Genomic DNA, 26289 nt, shown 5'->3' on the forward strand with positions numbered 1-26289 from the left:
CGTTTCACGGCGGGCACTTGCCGCAGTCCGCGGGGCACGTGCACGCGGTTTCGCTGCCCTTGGTGCAGACGCCGTCGCCGCAGGTGCCAGCGCACACGCCGCAATCCGCGGCGCAATCACACGCGGTCTCGAACGGCTGGCAGAGGCCGTCGCCGCAGAAGCCGGTGCAGTCCTCCGGGCAGCTCACGGCCTCGCTGCAGTGGCAGACGCCGTCGCCGCACTTGGGCCCGCAGTCCGCGACGCAGCTCGTGCACGTCTCGCCACTCTCACAAGCGCCGTTGCCGCAACACGCGCCGGTGCAGTCCGCCGGGCAGGTCAGGCACGTCTCGCCGAAGTCGCACTTGGCGTTGCCGCAACAAGCGCCGCAGTCCGCCGCGCAGGTCGAGCAGTTCTCGGTGCCGCCGCAGGACTTGTTGCCGCAGACCTCGCCGCAGTCCTTGGGGCAGTTCGACTTCGTCTCGCCGGCCGTGCAGTTGCCGTTGCCGCAGCCTGCGGGGCAGTCGGTCGGGCACTTGTCGTGGTTCTCGAAGTTCTGGCAGACGCCGTCGCCGCAGTTGGGGCAGCCGCCGCAGTCCTCGACGCACGCGCCGCAGAGGACCTCGTCCGGCTCGCAGGTGCCGTTGCCGCAGCAGTCGCAGTCGCCGTAACACGTCGAGCACGTCTCGCCGAAGTTGCAGGCGCCGTCGCCGCAGCACGCGCCGCAGTCCTGCGAGCAGGTGGAGCAGTTCTCGCCGAGGCTCGTGTCGCACGTGCCGTTCGGGCAACAAGCGCCGCAGTCCTGCGCGCAGTTCGCGCAGTTCTCGCTGAAGCCCGTGTCGCACGTGCCGTTGCCGCAGCACTTGCCGCAATCGCCCGGACAGCTCGCGCACGTCTCGGTGCCTTCGCAGACGGTGTCGCCGCAGTTGCACGGGCAGTCGGCGAGACAAGTGCCGCACGACTCGCCGGGCACGCACGCGCCGTCGCCGCAGTTCGGCTGCGGGGCGCAAGAAGGCTCGCCGCTGCCCGGAGGATCCTCGACGCACACGTACCCCGTGGGGCAAGGATGCTCGAGACAAACACACGGCAGGCTGAGCGGGATCACGCCCGTCGTGCCCGCGGGGAACTCGGTGAAGATCGTCTCCGTGACGGTGAAACCGTCGTCCCGCGCGAGGTCGAACGCAGCCGAGGCGCGGTGCTTCGTGCCCTCGGGATCCGAGAGCGAGATGCGGCGCGCGACGGGGAGCTCGGCCGCGCTCGCGACGAGGATGGTCTCGGTGACGTCGACGCGCTCCCCGGTCTCGACCTTCATCGTGACCGCGCGCAGGCGCGCCGCGCATTCGGTGCCGACGCCCATCACGAGCGTGACGTCGGTGGTCGTCTGCGGCTCGACGTCGCTGCCGCAATGCAAACCGAACACGACGAGGAGGAGGGCGAGCGCCGCGAGGAGGACGCCGCGGAGCGCGAGAGGAGCGGGCGGCCGAGACATGCCTCATGGTCGCGCCGATCGCGGCGCGCGCGCAATGCCAGCGGGCTCAGGTACCGAGCGCGCAAGCCGAGGAGAGCCTCGCGCCGCAACACGTCGAAGGCGCGCACGTCTGGCCCGTGGTCGTGAGGCCCACGCCGCACGAGAAGCCGGACGCGCATCCACACGAGGACGGCCCCGCGTCGACGTCACCGCCGTCGCTGCCGCCCGCGTCGTCGATGCTCGCGTCACCCGCGTCGTCGCCGGTCCCCGCGTCTCCGTCCTCGCATCCACACACGGAGCCGACGTGGAAGACGAGCTTGCGCGTCTGCGCTTCGCAGAAGTCGACGTTGATGGTCTGCACGTCGCCGAGGAGGGGCGGGAGCGCCGGCGGGCAAGCGAACTCCTTGCCCGGCCCCGCGTTCTCCTGGCCCTTCAAGGTCGCGAACGAGAGGACCTCGATGTCGATGCGATCCGAAGCAGGTTTGCCCGCGTCGCGCTTGAGGACGAAGCTCGCCGGGCTGTCCCCCGCGAGGTTGACGCAGAGCGCGGCGATCTCGGTGGTGCCTTTCGTGACCACGACACGCGCCGCGCCGGGCTTCGCAGGCGACTCGACGGGGACGAGCTCGACGAGGAGGTAACTCGGATCCTCGGCGACGTCCGATCCACACGCGGAGACGATCACGCCGGTGGCCACGGGGAGGAGCGCGCCGAGCGCGAGCGCGAACGCCGCGCGACGGCGAGCCGGGGGCATGTCGCGAGGGGCGCCCTGCATCAGAACCTCACGGTCGCAGGAAAGACGCGATCGATCGTGCTCGTCGGAGGCCCGGCCGTCGCAGGCGTCTCGCCGGGGCGCGTGACCACGACGATGACGGTCACCGCGGCGGCGACGCCCACGACGCCGCCCACCGTGCCCCAGAACCAGCCGCGCTTGTAGAAGGGCGGTTCCTGGGGCTTGGGCGCTTCCGTGCTCGCGCTCCGCGGCGCGGTGAGCAGGAGGGAGGTGTCGCCCTGCGAGAGGCTCTTCGTGACCGTGGTCGTGTCGTGGCCCTTGGCGCTGATCACGAACACGTGCTTGCCGGGATCGAGCTCGGCGCGGCCGTCGGAGGCGAGCTTCATGGGCGCGCCGTCGACGGTGACCTCCGCGTCCGCGGGGCTTTTCTGGAGCTCGAGGCGGACGATCTTGCCGATGACCTCCTCGCGGAGCTTGTCGATCTCGGTCTTGAGCGCGGGCTTGATGGGCACCTTGCGCGCCTCGGCGTCGGTGACCGCGCCGTCGAGGGTGTCACGCGCCTCGACGTAGCGGCCGAGCGCGCGGAGCGAGGCGGCGATGTTGAAGCGGACGCTCGTCGAAGGGCTGATGTCGTCGGACTTGCGGAAGGCCTCGAGCGCCTCGGCCCATTTGCCCTCGTCGCTGAGCGCGAGGCCCTGATCGAAGAGGGCGCGCGCCTCGCGCTGCTCGGGCGTGGGCTTGGCGGGGCCTGCCCCGAGCACGGCGGGCGCGACGAGCAAGCACGCGACAAAAGGGGCGATGGAGAGCCATCGCAGCGGCGAACGACGCATCAGTCGTAGCTCCGAACGAGAGGTCCGCCCTTCTTGAGCGAGGTCGACGCGGGCGCAGGCGTCGAGCCCGTCTTCGGAGACGTCGCGCCGGGCTTCGCGGAAGGCGTGGCCGACGGGGCCTGCGCCGCCGAAGACGAAGGCACGGCGAGCGTGGCCGGCAGGACCGAAGGCGACGGCGCAGGCACGGGCGAGACGGCCGACGGCGGCGCCGCGGCCGAGGCCTCGGCTCCGTCGCCGCCTCCCGAGCGGAAGAGGACGAGCGCGCCGCCGCCGAGGAGCAGCATGACGAGCACGCCGAGGACGACGTGCACCGTCGACACCGCGCCGCGCGGCGGAGGCGTGTCCGGCGCGAGCACGTGCGGGTCGCTCTGCGCGAGGCCCGGGATCGACGCGCTCGGCTCCGGGCCGAGCTGGAACGGCACGTAGCTGCTCGGCGCCGGCGTGTTCCCCTGCGGCGCGGGGATCTGCGGGACTTGCCCCGGGTTCAGCGTCCCCACGCGCACGACTCCGACCGGCGTCTGGAGCTGCCCGGAGGGGCGCGAGGGCGGCGGCGTGACCACGCCCGGCGTCAACGTGTTGAGGCGCGGCGACGAGCCCATCTGCGCGCGCGTGTGCGGCGCGCTGTTCGCCACGCGCGCGAGCAAGCCCTTTCGCCAGGCGCACCGATCCGGGAAGGTCTCGGCGATCCAAGCCGCGGCGGAAGCGGCGTCGTGCGGAGCGCCGCGGGCGCGCGCCCAGGCGCGCAGATCGTTCTCCACGGCGAGGGCCGTCGGATATCGCTCGGCTCGATCCCGGGCCATCGTGCGCATCACGATGGGATCGAGCGACTCGTGGATCACGTCGCGCACGCGGCTCGGCGGCTCCACGACGGCGCTCTGAAGCGCCATGATCGTCTCGAGATCCGAGTTCCGCGCGAAGGGCGAGTTGCCCGTGCAGAGCTCGTAGAGCATGACGCCGAGGCTGAAGACGTCGACGGTCCGATCCACGGCCTCGCCGCGGAACGTCTCGGGGGCCATATACGGGAGCTTGCCCTTCAGCTCGCCGTGCGACGTCTGCACCATGCGCTGCTTCGCCTTCGCGACGCCGAAGTCGAAGAGCATGGGGTGACCCGCGTCCGAGAGGATCACGTTGGAGGTCGAAACGTCGCGGTGGATGATCTCCAGCGACTCGCCTTCGAGGTTCTTCGCCTCGTGCGCGGCGTGCAGCGCGGAGGCGACCTCGGCGCCGATCCAGGCGACCATCCAGTCGGGGAACGCCGTGCCGTGGTTCTTCCGGACGTCGCGCAGCATGCGCTGCAGCGGGTCGCCGTTCGCGTAATCGAGGACGACGAAGTGGTTGCCGGCCTCGAAGCCGACGTCGATCGTCGAGATGATGTTCGGGTGCCGGATGGCCGCAGCGACGTTGGCCTCGTCGTGCAGCATGTGAATGAAGGTCTCGTCCTCGGCGAGGTGCGGGTGGATGCGCTTGACCGCCACCGCTTTGACGAAGCCGCCGGGCGCGACGAAACGCGCGATGAAGACCTCTCCCATGCCGCCGGACGCGAGTCGCTCTACGATCTCGTAGCGACCGAGGCGCTCGGGGACGTCCTGGGACTCCGACATGGGAACGCCACGGTACACCTTTGGCGCTCCCGCCACAAACCCCCGGCGATCCGCACCTCGGGGCGGTAACTCGGCTGCCCGACTGACTTGTCGGTCAGTGCTTCGCGTCGACCGCGCCGGGGCCGAGCAACGTGCCGCACATGGTCTTGCAGAGGATGTCGTGCGCGGCGCAGGTGCACTGGCCCTGCTTCTTCGCGTCGAGCTTCTTCTGCATCTCGGCGATGGTGAACCCGGCCCGCTTCTCGACCTTCTGGATCGTCCACTTGTCCCGGATCTGCCACGGCGTACGCGGATCGGTGGCTTTGCCGTCGGCCTCCGCGCAGCAGCGGAAGCTCAGGAAGTAGTAATAAAAGTCCTCGTCGTGCGTGTAGACCTTGGGGCGGCACTGGTTGCGGACGCCCTTGTACCAAGGGCCGCCGGTGTGGACGCTGTCGTAGAGCGCGTGGCGTGAGCCCTTGGGTTGCTCGCTCGCGACGACCTCGTCGGTGTTGGCCGGCATGTCGGCGACGCCGAAGTCGCTGATGCAGTTCGGCTGCGAGCCGCTCGGCACGCCCTTCCAGAGGCGCGCCAGCTCGTCGCCATCACGCGCGGCGACCTTCTTCATGTTGGGATCGTCCCAGAGGTGGTCGCCGTTGCACTTGGCGGCATCACGGACGTAGCCGTGCGGGAAGGGCTTCATCTCGGGGCCCTCGCACGCGAAGTTCCACTCGGACTCGGTGCACATGCGCTTGCCCACGGAGGCGCACTTGATCTGCGCCTGGTGGAAGCGGTTCATCACCTCGGGCCGCACGCCCTTCTGGTTCGGCCATTCATAGGTGTCGACGCAGTAGCGCTTCTTCACCTTCTTGCCGACGCACTTGCTCGTGGGCTCGAACTCCTCGCACACGGTCTTCTTGTTCGATTTGTCGAACCAGCTCTTCTTGCACTTGTGCTCGACCTCCGTGCAGTACTCGCCCTCGACGAGCTTCATGTCGGGAGGGCAAGCGGAGGGCTCGGCGGAAGGCACGGGCGTGGGCGCAGGCGTGGCCATGGCGCTCGTGGCGGGGGGCGGATCGGCGGGCTTCGCCGTCGTGTCTGCAGGCGCCACGTCCGCGGGCTTGTCAGCGGGGATCGCGGCCGCGGGAGGCGGCGCGGGGGGCGGGGCCGGCGGCGGAGGGCCGGCCGTCACGGGCTCGGGCGTGGCGGCGGAACACGCGGCGATGAACACGACGGCCGCGACGATCGAAGGGAGGGACGAGACGATCCGCATACCCGCCCTCCCTTAGTCGAGCAGGGATCCGGCGCCAGCCTCATTTCGGCGGGACGGGCGGCTCGTCGTCGGGCTGGATGCAAGCCGAGAGGTCGAAGAGCATGAAGAGCAGCGCCTTCTCCTGCGGCGAGAGATCCGTCGTCTTGCAGCCGTTCGGGAACGCGACGCCGATCTCGTCGCCCGACGAGACATGGATGTCGCTGAAGACGACGCGCCCGCACTGGTTCTCCTCGGCGACGCCGATCGGCGTGTTGAACGTGAGGTACTGGACCGAGCCCGGGTTTTCTCCGTAGATCCAGCGGCGCGAGATGGCCGGGTTGACCTCGTCGACCGTGTGTTGTCCTTCCTTGATGACGAGCTCGCCGGCGGTGGTCGAAGCGTTCACGTTGACGAGCCAGTCGCGGAGCGCGGCGCCCTTGGGGAAGGTGTCGTCGATCTTCGCGGTGAAGGGGTTCGCGAGGTCGGCCTGGTGGTTGAAGACCGCCGTCTGCGGGAAGGGCTCGGGGCCCTCTTCGAGCCAGTAGTTGTGCCAGTGCGAGGCGAAGATGCGCCCGCCCTGCGAGGCGTAATCGAACAAGGCCTGCCGCGCGGACGCAGGCTTCTGCCCGCCGTTCTGGTTGCCCTCGCAGGCCATGAGGAGGACGTCGTACTTCTTGAGGCTGTCGACCGTGCCCCAGAGCGTGGTCGCGGAGGCGAACGTGGCGCCGTTGTTCAGGCCCGCGGCGTACTTGTTCGAGCCGCCCGGGCCCGAGAAGAGCTGGACGCGGCCGGGGCCGTCGGCCGGCGTGAACTCGGCGTCGTCGATGCCGATCTTGCGGAGGAGGCACTCGAGCGGATCGGCGCCGCCCGTGGTGAGCGCGATCCGCGGGATATCACCTTCGGACTGGTTGCGCGGCAGGCGCGTGACCTGCGGGTCGGTGAGCGCGTTGTCGACGCACTCGGTGACCTCGGGCAGCACGATCTTCCGGCGCCACTTGCCGACCTGGATCACGAGCGGGATGTCCTTGCCGACGGGGACGTCTTCCAGGACGAACCTGCCCTCGGTGTCCGTCAGCGCAGTGACCACCGGGTCACCGGAGAGCACGGAGCCGCATTGATCGCAGCTCGCGCCGTCGGGCAGGGGCTTGAGCTCCTCGTTCGGGATGTAGACGGTGACGTTGTAGAGCGGCGTTTTGCCGGCCGGATCGTAGACCTTGCCGGTCACCGTGGTCTTGGCGCCGCCGGCGCAGCTGACCTGCTGGCATTCGAGGTTCGAGCAGGGCGGTCCGCCGCCCGTGAAGACGCCGCCGACGCCGTCGGCGCCCGTGCCGCCCTGGCCGCCCATGCCGCCTTGCGCCCCGCTGCCGGCCGAGCCGCCCGAGCCCGTGGGGGTCGAGCTGCCGCCGCCTCCGCAAGCGCCCGCCGAAAGCCCGACGAGGATCGCCAAGGTCGCGCCGATCCCCACGCAAACCGCGTGTTTGCCTCTCATGTTGCTGCCTCTCCCGGCGCCGCGGCGCCAAGCAAAGAACCCGAGCCAGCGCCGGCGAGGGCAGCGATCGCAGCCCACCCGGCCATCTGCATTCTGCATCAGCCGGGGAAACACTGCATCGCCGTCACACTGCTGACGTGATGCCCTCGACAGACGCCGCCTCGATGGGGAGGCAGCGTCTGGAATCGAAACGTAGTGCCCAGGGTCGGAATCGAACCAACCACACGCGGATTTTCAATCCGCTGCTCTACCAACTGAGCTACCTGGGCGTTTTCCGCGGTGGCTCTCGCAAGCCCCGTGGACCGCGTACGTTACGCGGAACGTTTCCTAAGTCAAGCGTCCAATCGTTCTTCCGTCACAACTTTTTCCTCGGGACGAACCGACGCGGGGTCCGAAGCCTCCGCAGAAGCGTTTTCCTCGGGGGTTTCCGCGAGGGGCCCGAGCGGCGCGGAAGGCTCGGCCGGATGTTCCGCGGGGGGAGGCGCAGCCTGCGGAGGTTCGCCGTCGTTTTCGGCGGGTGTTTCGGGCAGCGAGGCCGGGACGACGGGCTCCGTCGTGGGCTTCGGCAGGACCCGATCGACGTGGCGGATGGCCGCCGCGAGCCAGGACGCGCGGAGGAAGAAGACCGCCAGCACGGATGCTTGGTGCACCAAGAATCCGGCGAAGACCTGCAGCTTGCGCTCGACGCCGATGCGCGAGGCGGCGACGAGCGCGACGCCGAGGAGCGCAGCGCCGAGCGCCGCGCGCCACGACCAGCCGCCGAGGAGCGAGAGCGGCGCGCTCCGGAAGGCAGCGAAGGCGCGCTTGATGGAGGCGCGCATGCCGAGCTCGCCACGCACGGCCGCGACACGCGCGAGGTCGTGGAAGACGGAGACGAGGAGGACGAGGAGGACCGCGAACGCGACGAAGCCGATGCGGATCTGATCGGCGGCGCGCAGATCGACGGTCTCGCGGCGCGCGATGGCGTTGCCGACGGCGATCACCACGCCGCCGAGCAGCGCCTCCACGATCGCAGCCGCGCCGAGCAAGAGCGAGAAGGTGCCGATGGGGCGGAGCGCCCACGCGCCGAGATCACGGGCGGTGACGCGGCCCTTGGCGCCGAGCGCGCCGAGGAGCGCGGCGAGCGGCAAGAGGCTCAGGAAGCAGACGAGGACGAAGAGCAAGAGCGAGCTCGACGTCGTCGGCCGGAGCGCGCCGGCCGATCGGCGCAGCGCTTCGAGGAGGAGCATGCCGCCTTGATCGAAGAGGACGGCATCGCCGCGCGGGTAACCGGAGACGGCGCCGCCGAGCGTGACCGCGAAAGGCCACGCGACGAGCAGCGCCGCGACCAGGCGGAAGGCGTAGACGAGCAGCACGACCCCGGGGCGCTTGCGCGCGAGAGGTCTGTCTTCGATCGATTCGGCCGCGTGGTTCATGGTGCTCACGGAGCGAGGAGCCAGAGGAGGAGCTCGGCGCCGAACATGCCACGCTCGAGGACACGCGAACCCGGACCGCCGCCTCGATCGCTCTGCGCGTTGTTCAAAAGGTCGTCATCGAGCAGCACGCGATGCTCGGGATCGATGACGGCCGCGACGAGCTTGCGCTCACCCTCGTAGTCGACCTCGTGCGTGACGCCCTTGCCGTCCCAGCGCACGCGCTTCGTCGAGCCGTCGTCCATCACGAGGTCGATGTCGACGGGAAAGACGAGCGTGCCGTGGCGCCGGACGAGGACACGGCCGCGGTAGCCGTACGTGTCGAGCACGGGCGCAGCCGAGGGTTTGTCCGGATCGCCGAAGACGCCGCCGACCGGCTCCATGCGGTTCGAGCTGAGCTCGGCGACGGAGTAGTCGACCCAGCCGCGCTCGAAGAGCGCCTGGCGCGTGGCGAGCTCGGCGTCGGGGCCCATCGTGTCGCGGAGGATCCCGAGGAGCTCCTCGGGCCCAGGGTGGCGGAAGCGGTAGCGGCGTGTGTAGCGGCCGATCGCCTCGCGGACGCGATCGGGGCCGTAGACGCCGGCGAGCGTGTTCAAGATCGTCGCCGTGCGCGAGTAGACGAGCGAGCCGTAGTCGCTGCCGCTCGCGAAACGCGCGGCGGACTGCGCGACGGCCTCGTTGTGCTCGACCTCGGCGGCGGCGACGCGGTAGCCCGAGGGGAGCGCGACGCCGAAGCCTCCGGGCAAGCGGGCCGCCGAATTGCCGGGCCAGCGCGCCTCCATGGACTCGCCTTCCGCGTACGAGTTGAGGCCCTCGTCGAGGAACGGGAAGGCATGCTCGTTCGTCGCGACGAGCCCGTAGAACCACTGGTGCCCGAGCTCGTGGATCGTCACGCCCTCGATGGCACGCGCGCCCGTCTCGGGCAGCCACCACGGGCCGCCCGTGGTGATCAGCGTGGGGTACTCCATGCCGCCGGCCTCGCTGGCGCCGGGAGGCGGATGCACGATCGTGAGCGTGCCGTACGGGTACTTGCCGTACGCCGCGCCGAAGTGCTCGAGCCCGAACCGGGCCGCGTCGAGCTCGATCGTGGCGTCGCGATCGAAGCCCGGCGGATAGAGGCAACGGAGCGCGACGCCGTCCGCCGTCGTCGCCGTGACCTCGCGGAAATGATCCCACGCGGTGAAGGCGAAGTCGTGCACGTCCTCCTGCAGGAAGCGCCGCTCGACGCGGCCGTCCTTCGTGGTCTCCTTGTCGAGCCTGCCCGTCGCGCCGATGACGTAACGCTCGGGCGCGTCGATGGTGACGTCGTAGTTGCCGTAGTCCGCGTAGAACTCGGAGAAGCGATAGAACGCGAAGTGCGCCCAGCGCCCGTCGGGCTCGATCTTCGCGAGCTTGGGAAACCACTGCGCGACCATGTGGAAGCTCTCGTCGAACCCGGTCCGCAGCGTGACGCTCGGCAGATCGGAGACGAACGCGACGTCGAGCGTGAGCGTCTCGCCGGGCTCGATCGCGCGCGGCAAGGGGACGCGGATGTCGGTCTCGTCGTCGGGATCGCCGGGCGTGTGGCGATCGGCCTTGTCCCAGAGCTCCGTGTCGAGTTCGCGCGCGAAGAGCTTGGAGACGCGGATCCAGCCGTAATCGGCGAGCGCGCCGCCGCCGCGGAAGCCGCGGGCGCGCTGCCGCATGTAGTTCGTCTTCTCGTTCTTGAAGGCGTTCAGGTAGAGGTGCAGCCAGAGTTCGCGCTGCGGGATGCGCGAGGCGTTGCGCCAGACGATCGTGCCCTCGCCACGCACCTGGTGGAGGTTCGGATCGAGCGAGGCGCGCAGCGTGTAGCTCGCGACGGGATCGGCGTGCGCGGCCATGGGCTCGGCGGCAAACGCGGCGAGCGCGCCGGAGCCCGCGGGGCTCGGCGGGATGACGGCTTCGGCGAGCTCGACGCCCGGCGCGCTCGAAGGCTCCGCCGAGACACCGGCGGTCGCCGCGAGCGCCGCTCCGTACGTCGCGCCGAGGCCCACCACGATCGCGAGGAGCGTCCGCCCCCACGCGCCCCGCCCCCCCTGTCGTTTGCTCATCGTCTGCCTCTCGAGAACGTCACGAGCTCGAGCTTCTGCGCCACCAGCAGATCATGGATGACCCGCAGCACCTCGATCGTCGGCAGGCCCGCGCCGCCGATGATGTCCTCGATCGAGGCCACACCGTCGATCGACGCGACGACGAGGCGCCCGCGCTCGTCGAGGCCCCGCGCGAGCTCCTCGACGGAAGCACGCAGGCGCGGGACGAGGCTCATGTCGCCGATACGCGCCATGTACTTCTGCTTCAGGATCTGCCGCGAGCTCTCGGCGTAGCTGAGCGCGCCGATGTTGTCCGGAGCGTCCGAGAGGATCGCCTCCGCGAGCGCGAGCGCGCCGCGATGATCCCCCGCCTCGTACCGCGACCGCACCTCGTTGAGCCGCTCGCTCACGGGCACGTGCGGCACGGGCGAGGAGCGCTCGCCCGACATGAGCGACTCGCTGCTGCGCGTGCCCGTCTCCGATCCGCGCCGGCGATGCGAGGGACGACCGCCCGCGTTGCTCGGCGGCGGAGGCGGAGGCGCATCCAACGTGGGCTTCACGGTGCGCGGAGGCGTCAAGCGCGGCGAGAGGCGCGGCCGATCGTCGACCGTCGCGCGAGGACGCGGCGTCTCCTCGGGCGTCGGCGGAGGCGCGGGCGCAGGCACACGCGGGCGCATGAACTCGTCCGAGGGCCGCGAGCGCGGAGGTTCCTCCACGGGGCGCGAGCGCGGCGGCTCTTCCACCGGACGCGAGCGCGGAGGTTCTTCCACCGGACGCGAACGCGGCGGCTCGGTCTCGAGCGTGCGCGGCGGCGGTTCGGTCTCGAGCGTGTCTCTCGCGCGGAAGAGCTCCACGCCGAGCTCTTCGAACACGGCCTCCGCGGTGTCGAGGGCCCGCGCCGTGAGCGATGACGACGACTCGCGCGCAGCGATGCCGCGGTAGAGCGGCTCGTGCTCCTCGAGCAGGCCGGGCGCGATGCCCGGGAGCGTGTCCTGATCGAGCAGCGGAGGCGGCATCGTGGCGAGATCGTCCTGCCGCATGTCGACCGTGTCGTCGCCGCGCGGCGGGATCGTCTTCGCGTCGTCCCGCTCCGGCGGCTCGGTGTCGTCGCCGCGCGGCGGGACCGTCTTCGCCTCGTGCAGCCGCCGCGGCGGGATCGTGTCGTCGCCGCGCGGCGGGATCGTCTTCGCGTCGTCGCCGCGCGGCCGCACCGTGTCCACGTCGCTCGCCGGCGGCGGGATCGTCTCGGCGGCCGCGGAGAAGCCGCGTGGCTCCTCCTCCACGTCGGGCTTCATCATCTGCTCGACGAGCTGCTCCATCGGGATGGGCGGCGGCAGCGTCTCGCGGTCTTGAATGAAGTCCGGCAGTGGATCGGCGTCGCCGAACGAGACCACGGGCTGCGGCGGACGCACGGTGTCGCCGGCGAGGCCGAGGCCACGCGGCACGACGGGCTTGCGCGCGCCGCGATCCGCCGAGCCCTTGCCTTCCGGGCCCGGTCCCTCGTCTCCGGTCTCTTCGTTCGATCGTTCGGGAGGCTTTTGCGACATCACACCCCGAAAAAGCGCAGCGCCGTGCTCACCCCTGCGGCCTGGCGATGACGCCCTTGAACATGCGGTGCGTGCGGGCGAGCGAGTCCATCTGACCACGAAGCGCGGTCAAATCCTTGCGGGTGATCGCATCGCGGCAACGCTCGAGGATGGCACGCGCCTTCTCGATGGCGTCGCGCCCGAAATCGCTGGACTGAACGATGGCCTGTACCTTCGGGAACATCTTTTCGATGTCCGCGATGACCTTTTCGGCTTCCTGCTTGACGCCTTCGAACTCATCGTTCGAGCGACGCTCGACGAGGTACTCCTTGGCGGCCTCCATCATCGCGCCGACCTCCTCCTTCGTGAGGCCGCTGGAAGCCGTGACCTGGATCGACTGCTGCTGGCCGGTCTCGAGGTCCTTCGCCCCGACGGAGACGATGCCGTCGCTGTCGATGGCGAACGTCACCTCGATCTCGACCTGACCCTTCGGCGCGCGCCGGAGCCCCGTGAGGACGAACTCGCCGAGCAGCTCGTTGCCCTCGGCCTGCGCGCTCTCGCCCTGCATGACCAGGATCTTCACGGCCGTCTGGTTGTCGCGGCTCGTCGTGAAGATCTTCGACCGGCTCGTGGGCACGGTCGTGTTCATCGGGATGAGCTCCTCGAAGTTCGACCCGTACGTCATGATGCCGAGCGCGTGCGGCGTGACGTCGAGCAGCACCATCTGCTTCGACTCGTCGACGAGCGCGGCACCCTGCACGGCCGCGCCGAGCGCGACGACCTCGTCGGGGTGCACGCCCTTGCAAGGCTCGCGGCCGAAGAACTGGCGCACCGCCTCCTGCACGCGCGGCATGCGCGTCATGCCGCCGACGAGGATCACGTCCTCGATCTCCTCGCGCTCGATACGCGCGTCCTCCAGCGTCTGGCGGCAGATCTCGATGCAGCGCTCGACGAGGTCTCCGCAGAGCGACTCCATCGCGTCGCGCGTCAGCGTGCGCTGGAGGTGCAGCGCCTCGTTGCGCCCGCTCGAGATGATGAACGGCAAGTTGATCTCGGTCTCGCGCACGCCCGAGAGCTCGCACTTGGCCTTCTCGGCGGCGTCCTTGAGCCGCTGCAGCGCCATGCGATCCTGCCGGAGATCGACGCTCGTCTGATCGCGGAAGCCCTGCACGAGCCAGTCGATGATCCGCGCGTCGAAGTCCTCGCCGCCGAGGAACGTGTCGCCCGCGGTGGCGATGACCTTGAACACGCCGCCCGCGCCGATCTCCAGGATGGAGATGTCGAACGTGCCGCCGCCGAGATCGAAGACCGCGATCGTCTTCTCGACGTTGCGCTCGAAGCCGTACGCGAGCGCCGCGGCCGTGGGCTCGTTGACGATGCGGATGACGTCGAGCCCCGCGATCTGCCCGGCGTCCTTCGTGGCCTGGCGCTGACCGTCGTTGAAGTACGCGGGCACGGTGATGACGGCCTTCGTGACGGGCTCCGAGAGGTAGTCCTCCGCGAAGAGCTTCATCTCCTGCAGCACCATCGCGCTGATCTCGGGGACCGAGTAGGTCTTGTCCCGGAGCTGGATCCGCACGTCGCCGTGCGGCCCCTCGACGATCCGGTACGACGCCGAGAGCGTCGCGTGCTTGACCTGCGACGAGGAGAACTTGCGCCCGATGAGGCGCTTGGCGGCGTAGACCGTGTTCTCCGCGTTCGTGATCGCCTGCCGCTTCGCGATGTGACCGACGAGGCGCTTGCCGGCCTCGGTGATCGCCACCATCGAAGGGGTCGTCTTGTAACCGCCGCGGTTGGGGATGACGGTCGGTACGCCGTCCTCGACGATGGCCACGCACGAGTTCGTGGTGCCGAGATCGATTCCGATGACGCGCTCCATCGATTCAGGTGCTCCGTGGAGGGGGGTGCCAGGAAGAGACGTGCAAAAGTACGGCGAGACCGCTGCCGTCGGGGATCATTTCTCCGGATCGGCGCCGTCTGGTTTCTTCATCTGTGCGCGAAGCTGCGCGATCGCCTCACGCATCCTAGCATCGTTCGGCGAAAGCTCGGCGGCCCGCTCCATCTCGACCCGCGCGCTCGTCTCCAGCCCGGCGGCCATGTAGGCCCGCGCCAGGGTGAGCCTGTACTCGCCGACACCAGGTGAAAGCTTCACCGCGCGCCGGGCGAAATCGATGGCGCGCCGGTTGTTCTGGCCGGTCTTGAGCGTGCAAAACGCGACACGCTCGTGCGGCCGGGGGTCGTCTCCCCTTGCTTTGCAGACATTCGCGAAGCTCATGGCCGCCTCCGACCAGCGACCCTGGCTCGCCTCGTACTCGGCCTGCCGCAAAAAGCCCTCCGCGAGCTCCGCCGCCGCCTGCTGCTGGATCTCGGCCGCCTTGCGCACGAGGGCCTCGTCCTCGGGCGCGAGCGCCACCGCGAGCCGATAGGCGTTCGCCGCGGCCGCGAGATCTCTCCGCTCGAGCGCCACCTTCGCCGCCAGCACGTACCGATCGAGCTGCAGACGCCGCGCCTCGTTCCGCGACGTGTCGTAGCGGCGGAAGGGATCATTCGCAGGCGGAGGAGGCGTCGCAGGCGGGGAAGACACGCCCGCCGCGTCGGTCACCGCGCGCCGAAGCGGCGTCGATCCGAGCTTCGCGCTGAAGGGCACCCGGCGTATCCGCGCGCTCTCCGGGCTCGCGGCGTCCTCGCCGACGAGGCGCGCGGGCGACGTCGGTGGTCCGCTCGCCGGCCCGTCCTCGGCCGCCGCGACGACCGCGGGGATGTCCATCGGATCATGCTCGAGGAGCGCGGCCATCGTCCGATTTCGCCGCGTCTGCTCGAGGTACGCGTCGTACTCCGCGCGGCGCTGCTTCGACGTGAGCACGTCGTGCGCGAGCGTGAGCCTGTCGAAGATCGCCTCGATCCGCTGCTTGTACGTGCCGAGCTTCTTCCGGAAGTACTTGTCGGGGTGGAACTCCGGCGCGAGCACCCAGTACGCGCTCTTGATCTGCTTCTTGTCCGCGTCGGTGCTCACCCCGAGCAGCTCGTAGTGGTTGCGCTCGTCGAGCGCGTCGTAGAGCTCGAGGACGCGCTTCTTCTTCGCGTGATCGAGATCGACGGGCTCTTCGAGCTCCGGATCGACGATCCGCGGCTGCTCGACCGTGAGTTCGATCGCACGACGCGTCACGGGCGGCGCATCGACGCCCGGGTCGGCGCCGCTGCGTCGCTCGGCCGAGAGCTCGATGCTGCGCCGGGTCGGCGGCGGCAGATCCGCGAGGGGTTCGAAGCTTCGGCGGCTCGCAGGCGGCGCGTCGACGCTCGGGTCGAACCTGCGTGATGACGGCCCGGCGCCGAAGCCACCTTCGAAGCTGCGACTCGACGGGCCCTCGGTTCCGCGTGTCGATGCGGCGCCCGAGGACGGCGCCACGCTCGGATGGGCGCGGCGGGACACCGGCGCCCTCGGCTCGTTGAAGTCGACGGCGCCGAGCACGAAGAGGCGATCCAGCGCGGTCGTCACCTCGGCTTGCGAAAGACCGGTGATGAGCGAGAGCTCACGCTCGCTCACCACGCCGTCGATGCGCGAGAGCAGGTATGCCTCGTCGGGCCTGAGCGGCAGCGACTTGATGTCGCACCCGGGCACCGGCCTTGGAACACGCACCATGGGGAAACCGGACGTAGCGGACGCGATACCGAGCGTTCAGTCTAGTGAGGATCGAGCGCGCGCCGCAACGCAGCCGGACGCCCGGGAGGCACGAAGCCGCCGAGCCACGCCTCCGGCCATGCCGCGATGCGTCGTTCGAGCTCCGCCGCGATTCTCGTCACGAGAACGTCCTCGGCGCAAGATTCCGGCCCAAGATCGTCCAGGGGAACCCGGGAGATCAAGACGCTCGGGTGCGACGAACCCGATGCCGACGCAGCAGGCGCACACGTGCCCACCACCACCGCAGCTCGACGCGCGAGCGCGATGCGCGCGGGTCCGATCGGAACGAGGACATCGGCGCCGAAGAGGCGTCGAGTGATCGAAGGTACGCGCGCGGGGATGTCGACGAGAAATCCCACGGCGCGGCCTTCCGCGAGCTCGCGCGCGATGGAGAGCGCGACGCCGCGCCGACCTCGATAGAGCGAACGAACGCCACGCGGACGACGCAGCCGCTCGTAGAGCTCGGTGAAGCGTGGGTCGTAGCTCTCGCGCGCGACCGTGGCGACGGGAAACCCCTCCTCGACGAGGAGCGCGGCCATGCGCTCCCAGGGCCCGAGGTGCGCCGCGACGAACACCACGCCACGGCCCTCCGCGAGCGCGTCCGCGAACACGCGGCGCGACGCCGGATCGAGCGAGAGGCGCGCGCCCGCGCGCTCGCCCGGTCGCAGGAGATCGAGCGTGTCGGCGAGCATTTCGGCGACGGTCGTGAAGACGCTTTGAGTACGAACGTTCGAGCTGCCGAGCCCAGCTTCGAGCCTCGCGGCGACGATACGACGCGTGCGCGGGAGGATGCAGTACGCGACGAACCCGAGCGCTCGACAAACCGCGCGGAGAGCGCGCCGCGGAAGGATCAACGCGAAGGCGAGCAGGGCCCGCACGAGCGCGTACACGACATCGTTCTTCAGCCGTTGCCGCGGGGTCCACGTCCCTCCCTCGCGTACGTCGGCGACGGGCCCCTCGCTCGCCACGCGCGTGCTCAGCGCGGACCGGCGTCGCCGAGCGCCGAGGAGATCACCTGGTCCTGGATCCGAACGGCCTCGTCGAACGCATCCATCGCAGCCTTGCGCGCGCGCTCGCGACCTTCGCCCTCGGGCATCGACTTCGCGCGCCGCTCCTCCACGAGCCCACGCACCTCGAAGAGATGGCCGCGGAAGTACGTCGTCTCCTTCGCCAGCAAAAGCCCCGCATCGACGTCGCCGAGCGCCGCGTCGAACTCGCTCTTCGCGCTGCGCAGATCGGCGAGGCGCGCGTACGTGTCGGAGAGGACCTCGCTCGCCTCGGGCAACGGCGTCGCGCCGCCGGGACGCGCGCCATTCGTGAGCGATTCGAGCGCGGCGATCGCGCCCGCCACGTCGCCCGAGGCCTCCGCGAGATCTGCCTTGTGATGCGCGGCGCGCGCCTTCGACAGGAACGCGAGCAGCACCGAGTCGACGACCGGCGCGGCTCCGGGCTCGTTCGCCGCAGGCTGCGTCGCCGCGCGATCCGACCGCGCGCAGCTCGCGCCGAGCGCGCCCATCACCGCGAGCGCGATCGCCACGATGCCCATCTTCACCGAGCGGCGCGTCATCGCACACCCCACAAGGCGAAGCGGTTCTGACGAAGCTCCGTCGCGCGTGCGCTCGCGATGCGATCGACGCGCGCCGACGCACCGCCCACGCGCGGGAACGGCGTGTCGAAGAGCTCGCCTGCCGAGCGCGAGCGCTGAAGCTCGGCCGCCTCGAAGGCCGTGCTCTCCGCCGAAGGACGCAGCGTGAGCACGAAGCCCGCTGCCGCCGCGGTCGCCATGACGACCGCCGCCGTGACGACCGACAGCACGCGCCCCTTGCGCGGCTGCGCCGACGTTCGTCCGAGCGCACGCGCGATGAGCGCCTCGTTGCGGAGCGGCTCGATCGACCGCGGCTGGTGCGCCGCGACGAGCGCCTCTGCCAGCTCCACGAGCGGCACCTTCCGCTCTTCGCCGCGAGGCGCATCGAGCGCGTCACGCAGCCTCGCGGCCCCCGCGCGCTCGGAGGCCGTCGGTGGCTCGTCTTCGCCCTCGGCGCGCGCCTCGCTCTTGCCGAGCGCTCGCTCGATCAGCGCATCGTTCAGCGCATCATCGAGCGACAAAGGCGCGCTCGCCGATCGCAGCACCACGGCGAGCGGGTGCTCACCCTTCTCCAGCGACGCGCGGAGCGCCTCGGCCTCCGCGAGCTCCTCGGGCGACGGCGGCGGCTCGTCCTCGAACGTCGCGCGCTCGTCCGGACGAACCAGCCTGAGCTTGTGCTCCCTTTTCATCGCGGAGCCTCCCTCGACGCGAGCTTGCCCTCGGCCACGCGGGGCACGTCGATCGCCTTCTTCAGCGCCGCGAGCGCGCGGTGCAGCACCACGTCGAACGTCGAGACCGTCACGCCGAGCGCGCTCGCCACCTCTTCGCGGGATCGCTCCTCGAGCACGCGCAGCCGGATCGCCTCCGCGTACCGCGGATGGATCGATCGCAGCGCCGCCTCGACCCGCGCGCGCGCCTCGGCGAGGTCACGCTTCTCGCAGAGCTCGGCTTCTCCGTTCGCCTGCGGATCGGCCTCGGCCGCGTCGATCTCGCGCTGCAGATCGTCGGGCTCGTACAGCGTCTCGCGCTTGCGCGATCGCAGGATGTCGTACGCGATCCTGAGGCCCACGACGCGCAGCCACGGATAGACGCCTGCGTCTTGCCACTGGAACTGATGAAACCGCTCGACGACGCGCGCGTACGTCTCGGCGAGCGCGTCCTGCGCGAGCGCTTCTCGTCCGAGGCGCGGCAGGAGCACCGAGCGGTAGAGGATCGGCCCGTAGCGACGGAGGATCTGCCCGAGCGCCGCGCGATCTCCGGCCCTCGCGCGCTCGCAGAGCTCGCGCTCTGCTTCGAGATCCGTACGCGCAACGGCCACGGACGCCACCATACCTGGACTCGGCCTCGGCCGCACAGCCTGGACCGGCGGCGGCTTCGCCGCGCGCGGCACAGGACGACGACCGAGCCCGACCGCGAGCAGAAGCGCCGCCATCGGATCCTGAGCGGGCGGCGCGAGCGGACGGAACGCGAGGGCTAACGCTTGCACGCCCGGAGAACGGCCTTTGCCGCTCGACCTTACGGGCGATCGCCACCACATTGAGCCCCGGCGCGCGGGAACGCGCCCGATCGTCCGGCCTCGAACGGATTTTCTCGCTGGAAAGGCCGGAATTTCCACCAAGGGAGCGTCGATTTGGCAGAAGAAGCTCACTCCTCGCGGACGAAGGCGGTGCCCTGCGCGCGCTGCGGCGCGCTGAATGGAGCCGGCTTCGATCGTTGCGTCCGCTGCGGGCAGGCGCTCTCCACCGTTGCACGATCCGTCGATCGCCTCGGCGCGCGGCTCGATCCGGAAGCGCTCCTCGCGTCGAAGCTCGTGATTGGGCTCACGGTCCTGGTCTTCGCGGCGCAGGTTTACGTCGCGCTCCGCGGGGGTTCCGAGGAAGGGCTCGCGGCGCTGCTTCGTCCGGCGCCGATCGACACCCTCCGGTTCGGGGCGCTCCACGTGCTGCTCGTCTTCGCGGAGCCGTGGCGCCTCGTCTCCGCGATCTTCGTGCACTTCGGCGCGCTGCATCTTCTCGGCAACATGTTCGTGCTCACGTGGCTCGGCCGGATCGCCGAGCCCGCCGTGGGGCCGGCGCGCTTGCTCCTGACGTACGTCGTGACGGGCGTCTTCGGGTTCGTCGCCTCGATGGCGTACACGATGTTCTTCGATCCCTCGGGTGGAGGGCTCACGGCGGGCGCGAGCGGCGCCGTCTTCGGCCTCATGGGGCTCGTGCTCGGGATGCTGTACCGACAGCGAAACCCGCAGTGGAAGCGGTTCGCCCTGCAAGCCGTGCTGCTCAACGTGGTGTTCGGCTTCGCCGTCAACCAGGCGAACGTCGGCGTGGCCATCAACAACATCGCCCATCTGGGCGGCCTCGTCGCCGGCATCTTGTTCGGCTTGGTTTTTGCCAGACCCGTGCGTGTTTCCAGCCGGAACGGCAAATCGGACATCGGGATGAACGTGGCCGCGGGGCTCGGCTTGCTCACGTGCGTGGCTTCGCTCGTCCTGGCGCAGCTTTCGCCGACGTGGCGCGAGATCGATTCGGGCCGGGAGCGTTCGTCCCGGCGTGGGGTCGAAACGGGGCAAGTCGATTTCCAGACGAAGCGGTGATTGCAAATTCGCGTCCGACCGTCTACCGCCTCGTATCGATTTCTTCCCCAGGAGACGCCATGTCGCACAGCTCGCTTCGGCTCGCCCTTCTCGCCTCCGCGGTCGCCCTCGGCGGCTGCACGGTCTACGTCAACAACCGGCCCCCGACGAATCAGCAGCAGCAAGCGCAGCCGTCACGGCAGCCGTCACGCGGCATCCGCCGCCCGACGAACGCGCAGCCTGCCAACACGACGACGCAAACCGGCACGCAGACCGGGACCACCAAGCCCGTCGTCGAACCGCCGCGCATCAACGGCCGCATCGCCTTCGGCAACGGCTCGATCGGCGCCTTCAAGGGCTACGCGTACGTGATCCCCGACACGACGACGAAGATGCCGGACTTCTCCAAGATGGTCCCCTTCGCGACGCTGCTCACCGACAGCTTCATCGTTCAGCGCCAGGAGTTCTCGGGCGGCTTCCCCGGCGTCCTCGCCCAGGAGGAGTGGTTCGGGATCCGCTACGAAGGCCCGTTCACCCTCCCCCAGGACGGCACCTACCTCTTCAAGCTCGTCTCCGACGACGGCGCGATCCTCTACATCGACAACGAGAAGGTCATCGACAACGACGGCCTGCACATGCCCCAGGAAGCCTCGGCCCAGAAGGCCCTCAAGAGCGGCCGCCACCAGCTCCGCCTCGATTACTTCCAGGGCAAGAAGGGCACGGTCGCCCTCTCCCTCTCGGTGGCCCAGGCCATCGGCGACGCCGTGCCGCGTCCCCTCGTGGGCGTTCGCTAGCTCGCGCGTCTCACCCCGCGATCATCCCGACTCTCTCCGCCCTTCGTTCGTCCCGACCCCCTCGCAAGCGCCTCGATCCTGCGGCTTATTCGCCGCGGCGGGTGGTCATGATGCTATCGTCGCCTCGCGTATGGCGTCGGTGAACCCGCTCTCGCGGGAGCTCGTCTTCAAGATCGTCTATTACGGCCCGGGGCTCGGCGGGAAGACGACCACGCTCGAGTACATCCACGCGACGGCCAAGCCCGAGCACCGCGGCAAGCTCGTCTCGCTCGCGACGCCCGTCGACCGCACGCTCTACTTCGACTTCCTGCCGATGCGACTGCCGCCGATCCGCGGCATGAACGTGCGGCTGCAGCTCTTCACCGTCCCCGGCCAGGTCTACTTCAACGCGACCCGCAAGCTCGTGCTCACGGGCTCCGACGGCATCGTGTTCGTGAGCGATTCGCAGATCGCGCGCGCAGACGCGAACCTCGAGAGCTTCGACAACCTGCGCGACAACCTCGCCGATCAAGGCCGGAACGTCGCGGACATGCCCATCGTCTTCCAGCACAACAAGCGCGACCTGCCCGACGTGCTGCCGATGGAGGAGCTCGACCGGATGCTGAACCGCTTCCGCGCGCCGTCGCTGCCCGCGTCGGCGAAGACGGGCATGGGCGTGTACGAGACGCTGGAGCGGATCACGCAGGTCGTGCTCGCGTCGTTCGAGTCGCAGATCCCCGAGTCGGTGCGCGCCGCAGCCGCAGAGGCCTACGATCCAGCCGAGGAAGGGCTCGCCGCGGCGCTGCGTGATGCCTCGCGCAGCGATCGTCCACCCGTGAGCGCCGCGATGGTCAATCGCGTCGCTCCGAGCCGCGCCTGGGGCAGCGTGCCTCCGGATACGGGCATCGAGGATCCCGAGGAGCTGAAGAGCCCCGCGATGCGCCCGCCTCCCCTGCCCGTCACGAGCTTCCCCGAGGCGCAGGAAGAGTCGGCGCCGTCGAGCGCGCAGCTCGCGATCGCGCCGCCTGCCGAGGCGCCGATTCTGCCGAAGACCGAGTCGGTCCGGCCGCCGCCGCCACCGTCCGTGCAGTCGCCGCCGACGGCGGGTCGGCCGCGCGCACCCGAGTCGGTGCGCAGTCGGACGCGAGGCTCGGTCTTCCCGCCGCCGAAGCCGTTCGCGCCGCTCGTCCCGCAACCGCCGCAGGCGCCGGCTTCAGCGCCGGGTTCGAATCATGCGGGCGTGAACATCGGGGCGAAGGCCGAAGCTTCTGCGCACGTCGAGGCGCTGCGGGGCGCAGGGCTCTCGTTCGCGGAGCTCTGGTCCGACGGTGATCACGCGCTCGTCCACAACGTCGAGGCGGCGATTGCGAGTGGTCGTTATGCCGAGGCGATCGAGCAGTGTGATGGGCTCGTGGCGCGCCAGCTCGCGAGCGCTGCGAGCTTGTTCGGCGCCTCGGATGCGCCGCGCGATGCCTCCACGGTCCCGCTCATGCTCGGGCTCGATGGTCGCCGGTACCTGACTTTCCGCTCGACCGTGCGCGCGTCACGCGGGGGCGCGAAGATGACCGCGCGCGACGCGCTCGCGGCCTACGCGTTCGCGATCGACGCGCGGCTCGCACGAAGCTCGATTCGCTGAGGACTCGGTCGTCTGGAACGTAGCGCCGGGGTTTCACCCCGGACCCGACGAGGGGTTGTCCACCCCTCGACCCGGACCAGGGCAAGCCCTGGACCTCTGGTGCATCGACCGCGGTGCGGTCGATGCAACCTCTCAGAGGCGGTCGGGCGCGGGGACGACCGAGTAGCGGCGCATCGACACGTTCATGAGCAGCGCGACGCACATGAGCATCGTGGTCACGCTGGAGCCGCCGTAGGAGAAGAGCGGCAGGGTCACGCCGACGACGGGGAGGATGCCGCAGACCATCCCTGCGTTGATGAACGCGTGCCAGAAGAGGATTGCGCCGCAGCCGACGCTGAGCACCGCGCCGAAGCGATCCTTGGCGAGGGATGCGATGCGGATCGACCACAGGCAGAGGAACCCGTAGAGGAGCACGAGCAGCACGCTGCCGGCGAAGCCCCACTCCTCTGCGAAGACCGGGAACGGGAAGTCCGAGAACTGATCGGGCAGGAAGTTGAACTGGTTCTGCGTGCCCTTCATGTACCCGTTGCCGAAGAGCCCACCGTTGCCGATGGCCACGCGCGAGTGATGCGCGTGCCAGCCGGTCTTGAGGATGTCGTCCTCGGGCCGCATGAAGACGGTGACGCGCGCCTTCTGGTAGTCGAGCAGGACGTAGTTCCAGATGAGCGGCAGGGCGCAGGCGACGGTCACGACGAACGTGAGCACGCTCTTCCACCGGACGCGCGTGAGCGCGGCGATCATCAGGAAGACGAGGACGTGGATCGAGGCCGTGCCGAGGTCGGGCTGCTTCAGGATGAGCAGCGCCGGTACGCCCGTGAGCAGCGCGGGCACGAGGAGGTCCTTCAGCGTGCGCCCTTCGCTGCGTGGATCGTCGTGAAGGAACTTCGCCAGCGCGATGACGAGGAAGACCTTCATGAACTCGCTCGGCTGGAAGCGGAACGAGCCGAACTCGATCCACCGCTTGGAGCCGCGCAGGTCCTTCGCGAAGATGAAGACCAGGATGAGCGAGAAGACGCCGAAGGTGTAGATGGCGTAGCCGAGGCGCTCGAGGTGGCGATAGTCGATGGCGACGAGGATCCCGCCGAGGATGCCGCCAAGCACGAGCCAGTAGATCTGGCTGATGTAGAGCTCGGCGCGCACACCCTGGTACACGCTGGTCGCGCTGTAGAGGTTCACCACGCCGAGCACGGCGATGAGCGCCGCGGCGATGAAGAGCGGCCAGTCGAAGTGATCCCTCGCGCGGGGTGAGACGTCGCCGCGGATCACGGGGAGCCTCCACGATCGGGCTTCGGCTGCGTGCGCGCGTTGCCTGCGTTGTTCACGCCGGCGCGCGGGCCGCGCTCGCGCGCGAGCTCGTTGTAGGCACGGACGACCTCGAAGGCGACGGGCGCGGCGTGCTTGCCGCCGGCGCCGCCGTGCTCGACGAGGACCACGACGGCGACCTCGGGCGCGCGTGACGGCGAGTAACCCGCGAACCACGCGTGCTCGCGGTTGAAGTACCAGACGCGCTCGGCCTCGGCGCCGCGCGCGAGCTTGTGCGAGACCTGCGCGGTGCCCGTCTTGCCTGCCATGTCGACGCCGAGCACGCGCGCCTTGAACGCGGTGCCCGCCTCGGAGTTCACGCCCGCGTAGAGCGCCTTCTGCACGAGCGAGAAGTTCTCGGGGCTCACGTCGATCTGCCTCCGCACGCGCGGCGCGAACTCCTGCACCACCGTGCCCGCGCTCGTCTCGACCGCGCGCACGATTTGCGGCTGGTAGAGCGTGCCGCCGTTGGCGAGCGCCGCGTACGCGAGCGCGAGCTGGAGGACGGTCACCGTCGTCGCGCCCTGACCGATCGCGGCGTTGAGGCCGAAGCCGAGCCGGAACTGGCCCTTGTTGCGCAAGGTCATCCAGGCGCGCGTCGGCATACGCCCGGCCGCCTCCGCGTTCACACCGAGGCCCGTCCGGGCGCCGAGGCCGAAGCGCTGCCCCATCTCGGCGATGACGTCCATGCCCACGCCGAGCTCGGCGGCGAGGCGGTAGAAGTAGACGTTGCACGACTCCGCGATCGCCTGGTGGAGATCCACCGGCCCGTGGACGTGCGTGCATCGGAACGTGCGCTTGCCGAAGGTGAGCGCGCCACGGCAGTTCGTCGCCTGGCGATGATCGATGAGCCCCTTCTCCAGGGCCGCGAGCGCCGTGAACGGCTTGAACGTCGAGCCTGGCGGATATGCGCCCGAGATCGTCTTGTCGAGCGCGGGCTTGAGAGGATCCGAGTAGAGCCTGCGGAATGCGTCGCGAATGACCTGCTTGCCCGATCCACCGGAGAGCGCGTTCGGGTCGTAGCTCGGCTTCGAGTAGAGGCCGATGATGCGGCCCGTTCGCACGTCGATCAGCGCGACGCCGCCCGCGAGCTCGCCGCGCATGGCCTTGTCGATCGCGCGCTGGATGTCGGCGTCGAGCGTTAGGCGGAGGTCGCGGCCCGGGATCGGATCGACGCGCCGCGGCTCCTCGATGATCCCCTCGCCGCCGGGCCTGCGCCGGCCCTTCGCGTCGACGAGCACTTTCTCCCAGCCGCGCGTGCCGCGCAGGTAGCTCTCCCACGCGCGCTCGATGCCCGTCGCGCCGACGCGATCGCCCTCGACATAACCCGCGCTGCGGAGCTGGTTCAGCTTCTCCGCGTCGACCTCGACCATGTAGCCGAGCGCGTGCGCGCCGACCTCTTCGTACGGGTAGTAGCGGACCGGCACGGGGACGACGTCGACGAAAGGCAGCTCCGCGTCGTGCGTGCGCAGGGTGGCCACGGCGTCGCGCGAGATGTCTTCCTTGAGCAGGATCTGCTGGCTCTTCCGAGGTCCGTCGCTCGCGCGGATCGTGGTGAGCAGTGCTTCGAGCCGCGCACGCTCGTCCACGCCGACGCCGAGGTACTCGACGAGCTTCGGCCAGACGACCTGCATGTCGATCTTCTCGGGGACGACGTAGAGGTTGTACGAGGGCCGGCTCGCCGAGAGGACCTTGCCGTTGCGATCGCGGATGATCCCGCGCGTCGTCGCGAGCGTGATGCGACGGACGATGTTCTCGCGGGCGATCGCCTTGTTGTCCTCGCCTTCGAGGATCTGGAGCTGGAACAGCCGCCCGATCAGGACGAGCTGCAGCACCACCATCGCGAGCGCGATCCAGCGGAAGCGGCGCCTGAACTCGCTGACATCGGAGCGCTGAACGACGAGGCTCATCGCTGCCCTCCTTCCCCGGGCCTTGGCACGTTGATGGTCGCCTGATGCACGCGCTCGGCGAGGCTGAAGACGAGCGGCGCGAAGATCGCCGTCCCGATCGCGTGCGGCGCGACGAGCGTCGCGAGCGCGCGCGGCCTCGCCGTATCGGTCCCGAAGATCGCCGTCAGCACGACGATGAGCACGCCTTCGAGCAGCGCGAACGCGAAGGCGAGCGCGACCTTCGTGAGGAGCGTCTGCGCGGCGAGGCGCACGCCCGCGGCGCGCGCGACGACGAACGTGGCGACCGTGATGAAGGTGAAGAGGCCGATGGGCGAGGCCGAGAACAGATCGAGCAGGTAGCCGAGCAAAAACGCGAGCGCTGCGCCGCGCGCGATCGAGTACTCGTGCACGCCCATGAACACCACGAGCGGCAGGAGAAGGCTCGGCGTGATCCCCGCGATCTGGAGCCGCCCGATCAGCCGGTAGAGGTTCGACTGGATGATGAGAAGGGCGACGCCGACAGCGAGAAATGCGGTGTTTCGCAT

The 26289-nt window shown here is 69.9% G+C and carries 21 protein-coding genes and 1 tRNA gene; 3 read left to right on the forward strand and 19 right to left on the reverse strand.

Features of this window, described 5'->3' with window-relative positions; translation table 11 throughout:
* Window positions 1–4: 4 nt before the first annotated feature.
* From QHF84_RS04120 to QHF84_RS04195, 16 genes are all read right to left on the reverse strand, one after another.
* A complete protein-coding gene (locus QHF84_RS04120; protein WP_281311841.1) occupies window positions 5–1465 on the reverse strand; it encodes a hypothetical protein in 1461 nt (486 codons plus the stop codon).
* 46 nt (window positions 1466–1511) lie between these two features.
* On the reverse strand, window positions 1512–2216 hold the full coding sequence (locus tag QHF84_RS04125) for a hypothetical protein (RefSeq protein WP_281311842.1): 705 nt from the start codon (window positions 2214–2216) through the stop codon (window positions 1512–1514).
* Window positions 2216–3004 carry a CDC27 family protein gene (locus tag QHF84_RS04130; RefSeq protein ID WP_281311843.1) on the reverse strand — a complete coding sequence of 263 codons (789 nt, stop codon included), beginning with the start codon at window positions 3002–3004 and terminating at the stop codon, window positions 2216–2218. Before QHF84_RS04130 ends, QHF84_RS04125 begins: the two co-directional genes overlap by 1 nt.
* Window positions 3004–4605, reverse strand: coding sequence for a serine/threonine protein kinase (locus tag QHF84_RS04135; RefSeq protein WP_281311844.1), 1602 nt, complete (start codon window positions 4603–4605; stop codon window positions 3004–3006). The genes QHF84_RS04130 and QHF84_RS04135 overlap by 1 nt, the downstream gene beginning before the upstream one ends.
* A gap of 94 nt (window positions 4606–4699) precedes the next feature.
* The gene (locus QHF84_RS04140) at window positions 4700–5854 is read right to left on the reverse strand and encodes an SUMF1/EgtB/PvdO family nonheme iron enzyme (RefSeq protein WP_281311845.1); all 1155 of its coding nucleotides are present in this window, start codon (window positions 5852–5854) and stop codon (window positions 4700–4702) included.
* A gap of 40 nt (window positions 5855–5894) precedes the next feature.
* Entirely contained in the window at window positions 5895–7322 is a 1428-nt protein-coding gene (locus tag QHF84_RS04145) for a carboxypeptidase-like regulatory domain-containing protein (protein WP_281311846.1), read from the reverse strand.
* Window positions 7323–7518: 196 nt separating this feature from the next.
* Window positions 7519–7591: transfer RNA gene (locus tag QHF84_RS04150), tRNA-Phe, on the reverse strand.
* Between the two features lie 63 nt (window positions 7592–7654).
* Window positions 7655–8746, reverse strand: a complete 1092-nt coding sequence (locus QHF84_RS04155; RefSeq protein WP_281311847.1) for a hypothetical protein — start codon at window positions 8744–8746, stop codon at window positions 7655–7657.
* A complete protein-coding gene (locus QHF84_RS04160) occupies window positions 8743–10806 on the reverse strand; it encodes a M1 family metallopeptidase (protein WP_281311848.1) in 2064 nt (687 codons plus the stop codon). The genes QHF84_RS04155 and QHF84_RS04160 overlap by 4 nt, the downstream gene beginning before the upstream one ends.
* Window positions 10803–12332, reverse strand: a complete 1530-nt coding sequence (locus QHF84_RS04165; RefSeq protein WP_281311849.1) for a hypothetical protein — start codon at window positions 12330–12332, stop codon at window positions 10803–10805. Before QHF84_RS04165 ends, QHF84_RS04160 begins: the two co-directional genes overlap by 4 nt.
* Window positions 12333–12360: 28 nt before the next feature.
* Entirely contained in the window at window positions 12361–14190 is a 1830-nt protein-coding gene (gene dnaK / locus QHF84_RS04170) for a molecular chaperone DnaK (protein WP_281311850.1), read from the reverse strand.
* A 75-nt stretch (window positions 14191–14265) separates the two neighbouring features.
* Window positions 14266–15951: a DnaJ domain-containing protein gene (locus QHF84_RS04175; RefSeq protein WP_281311851.1), complete on the reverse strand. Its 1686-nt coding sequence runs from the start codon at window positions 15949–15951 to the stop codon at window positions 14266–14268.
* Window positions 15952–15992: 41 nt separating this feature from the next.
* Window positions 15993–16958: a lysophospholipid acyltransferase family protein gene (locus QHF84_RS04180; protein WP_281311852.1), complete on the reverse strand. Its 966-nt coding sequence runs from the start codon at window positions 16956–16958 to the stop codon at window positions 15993–15995.
* An 8-nt stretch (window positions 16959–16966) separates the two neighbouring features.
* On the reverse strand, window positions 16967–17557 hold the full coding sequence (locus tag QHF84_RS04185; protein WP_281311853.1) for a hypothetical protein: 591 nt from the start codon (window positions 17555–17557) through the stop codon (window positions 16967–16969).
* The gene (locus QHF84_RS04190; RefSeq protein ID WP_281311854.1) at window positions 17554–18264 is read right to left on the reverse strand and encodes a hypothetical protein; all 711 of its coding nucleotides are present in this window, start codon (window positions 18262–18264) and stop codon (window positions 17554–17556) included. The genes QHF84_RS04185 and QHF84_RS04190 overlap by 4 nt, the downstream gene beginning before the upstream one ends.
* A complete protein-coding gene (locus QHF84_RS04195; RefSeq protein WP_281311855.1) occupies window positions 18261–18893 on the reverse strand; it encodes an RNA polymerase sigma factor in 633 nt (210 codons plus the stop codon). The genes QHF84_RS04190 and QHF84_RS04195 overlap by 4 nt, the downstream gene beginning before the upstream one ends.
* Before the next feature lie 312 nt (window positions 18894–19205).
* Here QHF84_RS04195 and QHF84_RS04200 point away from each other — a divergent pair, with 312 nt between their 5' ends.
* The 3 genes from QHF84_RS04200 to QHF84_RS04210 all read left to right on the forward strand — a co-directional run bounded on the left by QHF84_RS04200 (window position 19206) and on the right by QHF84_RS04210 (window position 22553).
* Window positions 19206–20165 carry a rhomboid family intramembrane serine protease gene (locus tag QHF84_RS04200; RefSeq protein WP_281311856.1) on the forward strand — a complete coding sequence of 320 codons (960 nt, stop codon included), beginning with the start codon at window positions 19206–19208 and terminating at the stop codon, window positions 20163–20165.
* 59 nt (window positions 20166–20224) lie between these two features.
* Window positions 20225–20938 (forward strand): PA14 domain-containing protein, encoded by a 714-nt coding sequence (locus QHF84_RS04205; RefSeq protein ID WP_281311857.1) that lies wholly within the window; start codon window positions 20225–20227, stop codon window positions 20936–20938.
* 130 nt (window positions 20939–21068) lie between these two features.
* Window positions 21069–22553, forward strand: coding sequence for a gliding motility protein (locus QHF84_RS04210; RefSeq protein ID WP_281311858.1), 1485 nt, complete (start codon window positions 21069–21071; stop codon window positions 22551–22553).
* Between the two features lie 132 nt (window positions 22554–22685).
* Here the strand turns inward: QHF84_RS04210 and rodA are convergent, their stop codons facing one another.
* Genes rodA through QHF84_RS04225 form a run of 3 tightly spaced genes read right to left on the reverse strand, consistent with a single transcriptional unit; the run spans window position 22686 to window position 26289 of the window.
* Window positions 22686–23819: a rod shape-determining protein RodA gene (rodA, locus tag QHF84_RS04215; protein WP_281311859.1), complete on the reverse strand. Its 1134-nt coding sequence runs from the start codon at window positions 23817–23819 to the stop codon at window positions 22686–22688.
* Entirely contained in the window at window positions 23816–25765 is a 1950-nt protein-coding gene (mrdA, locus tag QHF84_RS04220; protein ID WP_281311860.1) for a penicillin-binding protein 2, read from the reverse strand. The genes rodA and mrdA overlap by 4 nt, the downstream gene beginning before the upstream one ends.
* Complete coding sequence (locus QHF84_RS04225) at window positions 25762–26289, reverse strand: hypothetical protein (RefSeq protein ID WP_281311861.1); 528 nt, start codon at window positions 26287–26289, stop codon at window positions 25762–25764. The genes mrdA and QHF84_RS04225 overlap by 4 nt, the downstream gene beginning before the upstream one ends.

This window comes from Polyangium sp. y55x31 (assembly GCF_029946505.1).
Taxonomy (GTDB): Bacteria; Myxococcota_A; Polyangia; order Polyangiales; family Polyangiaceae; genus Polyangium.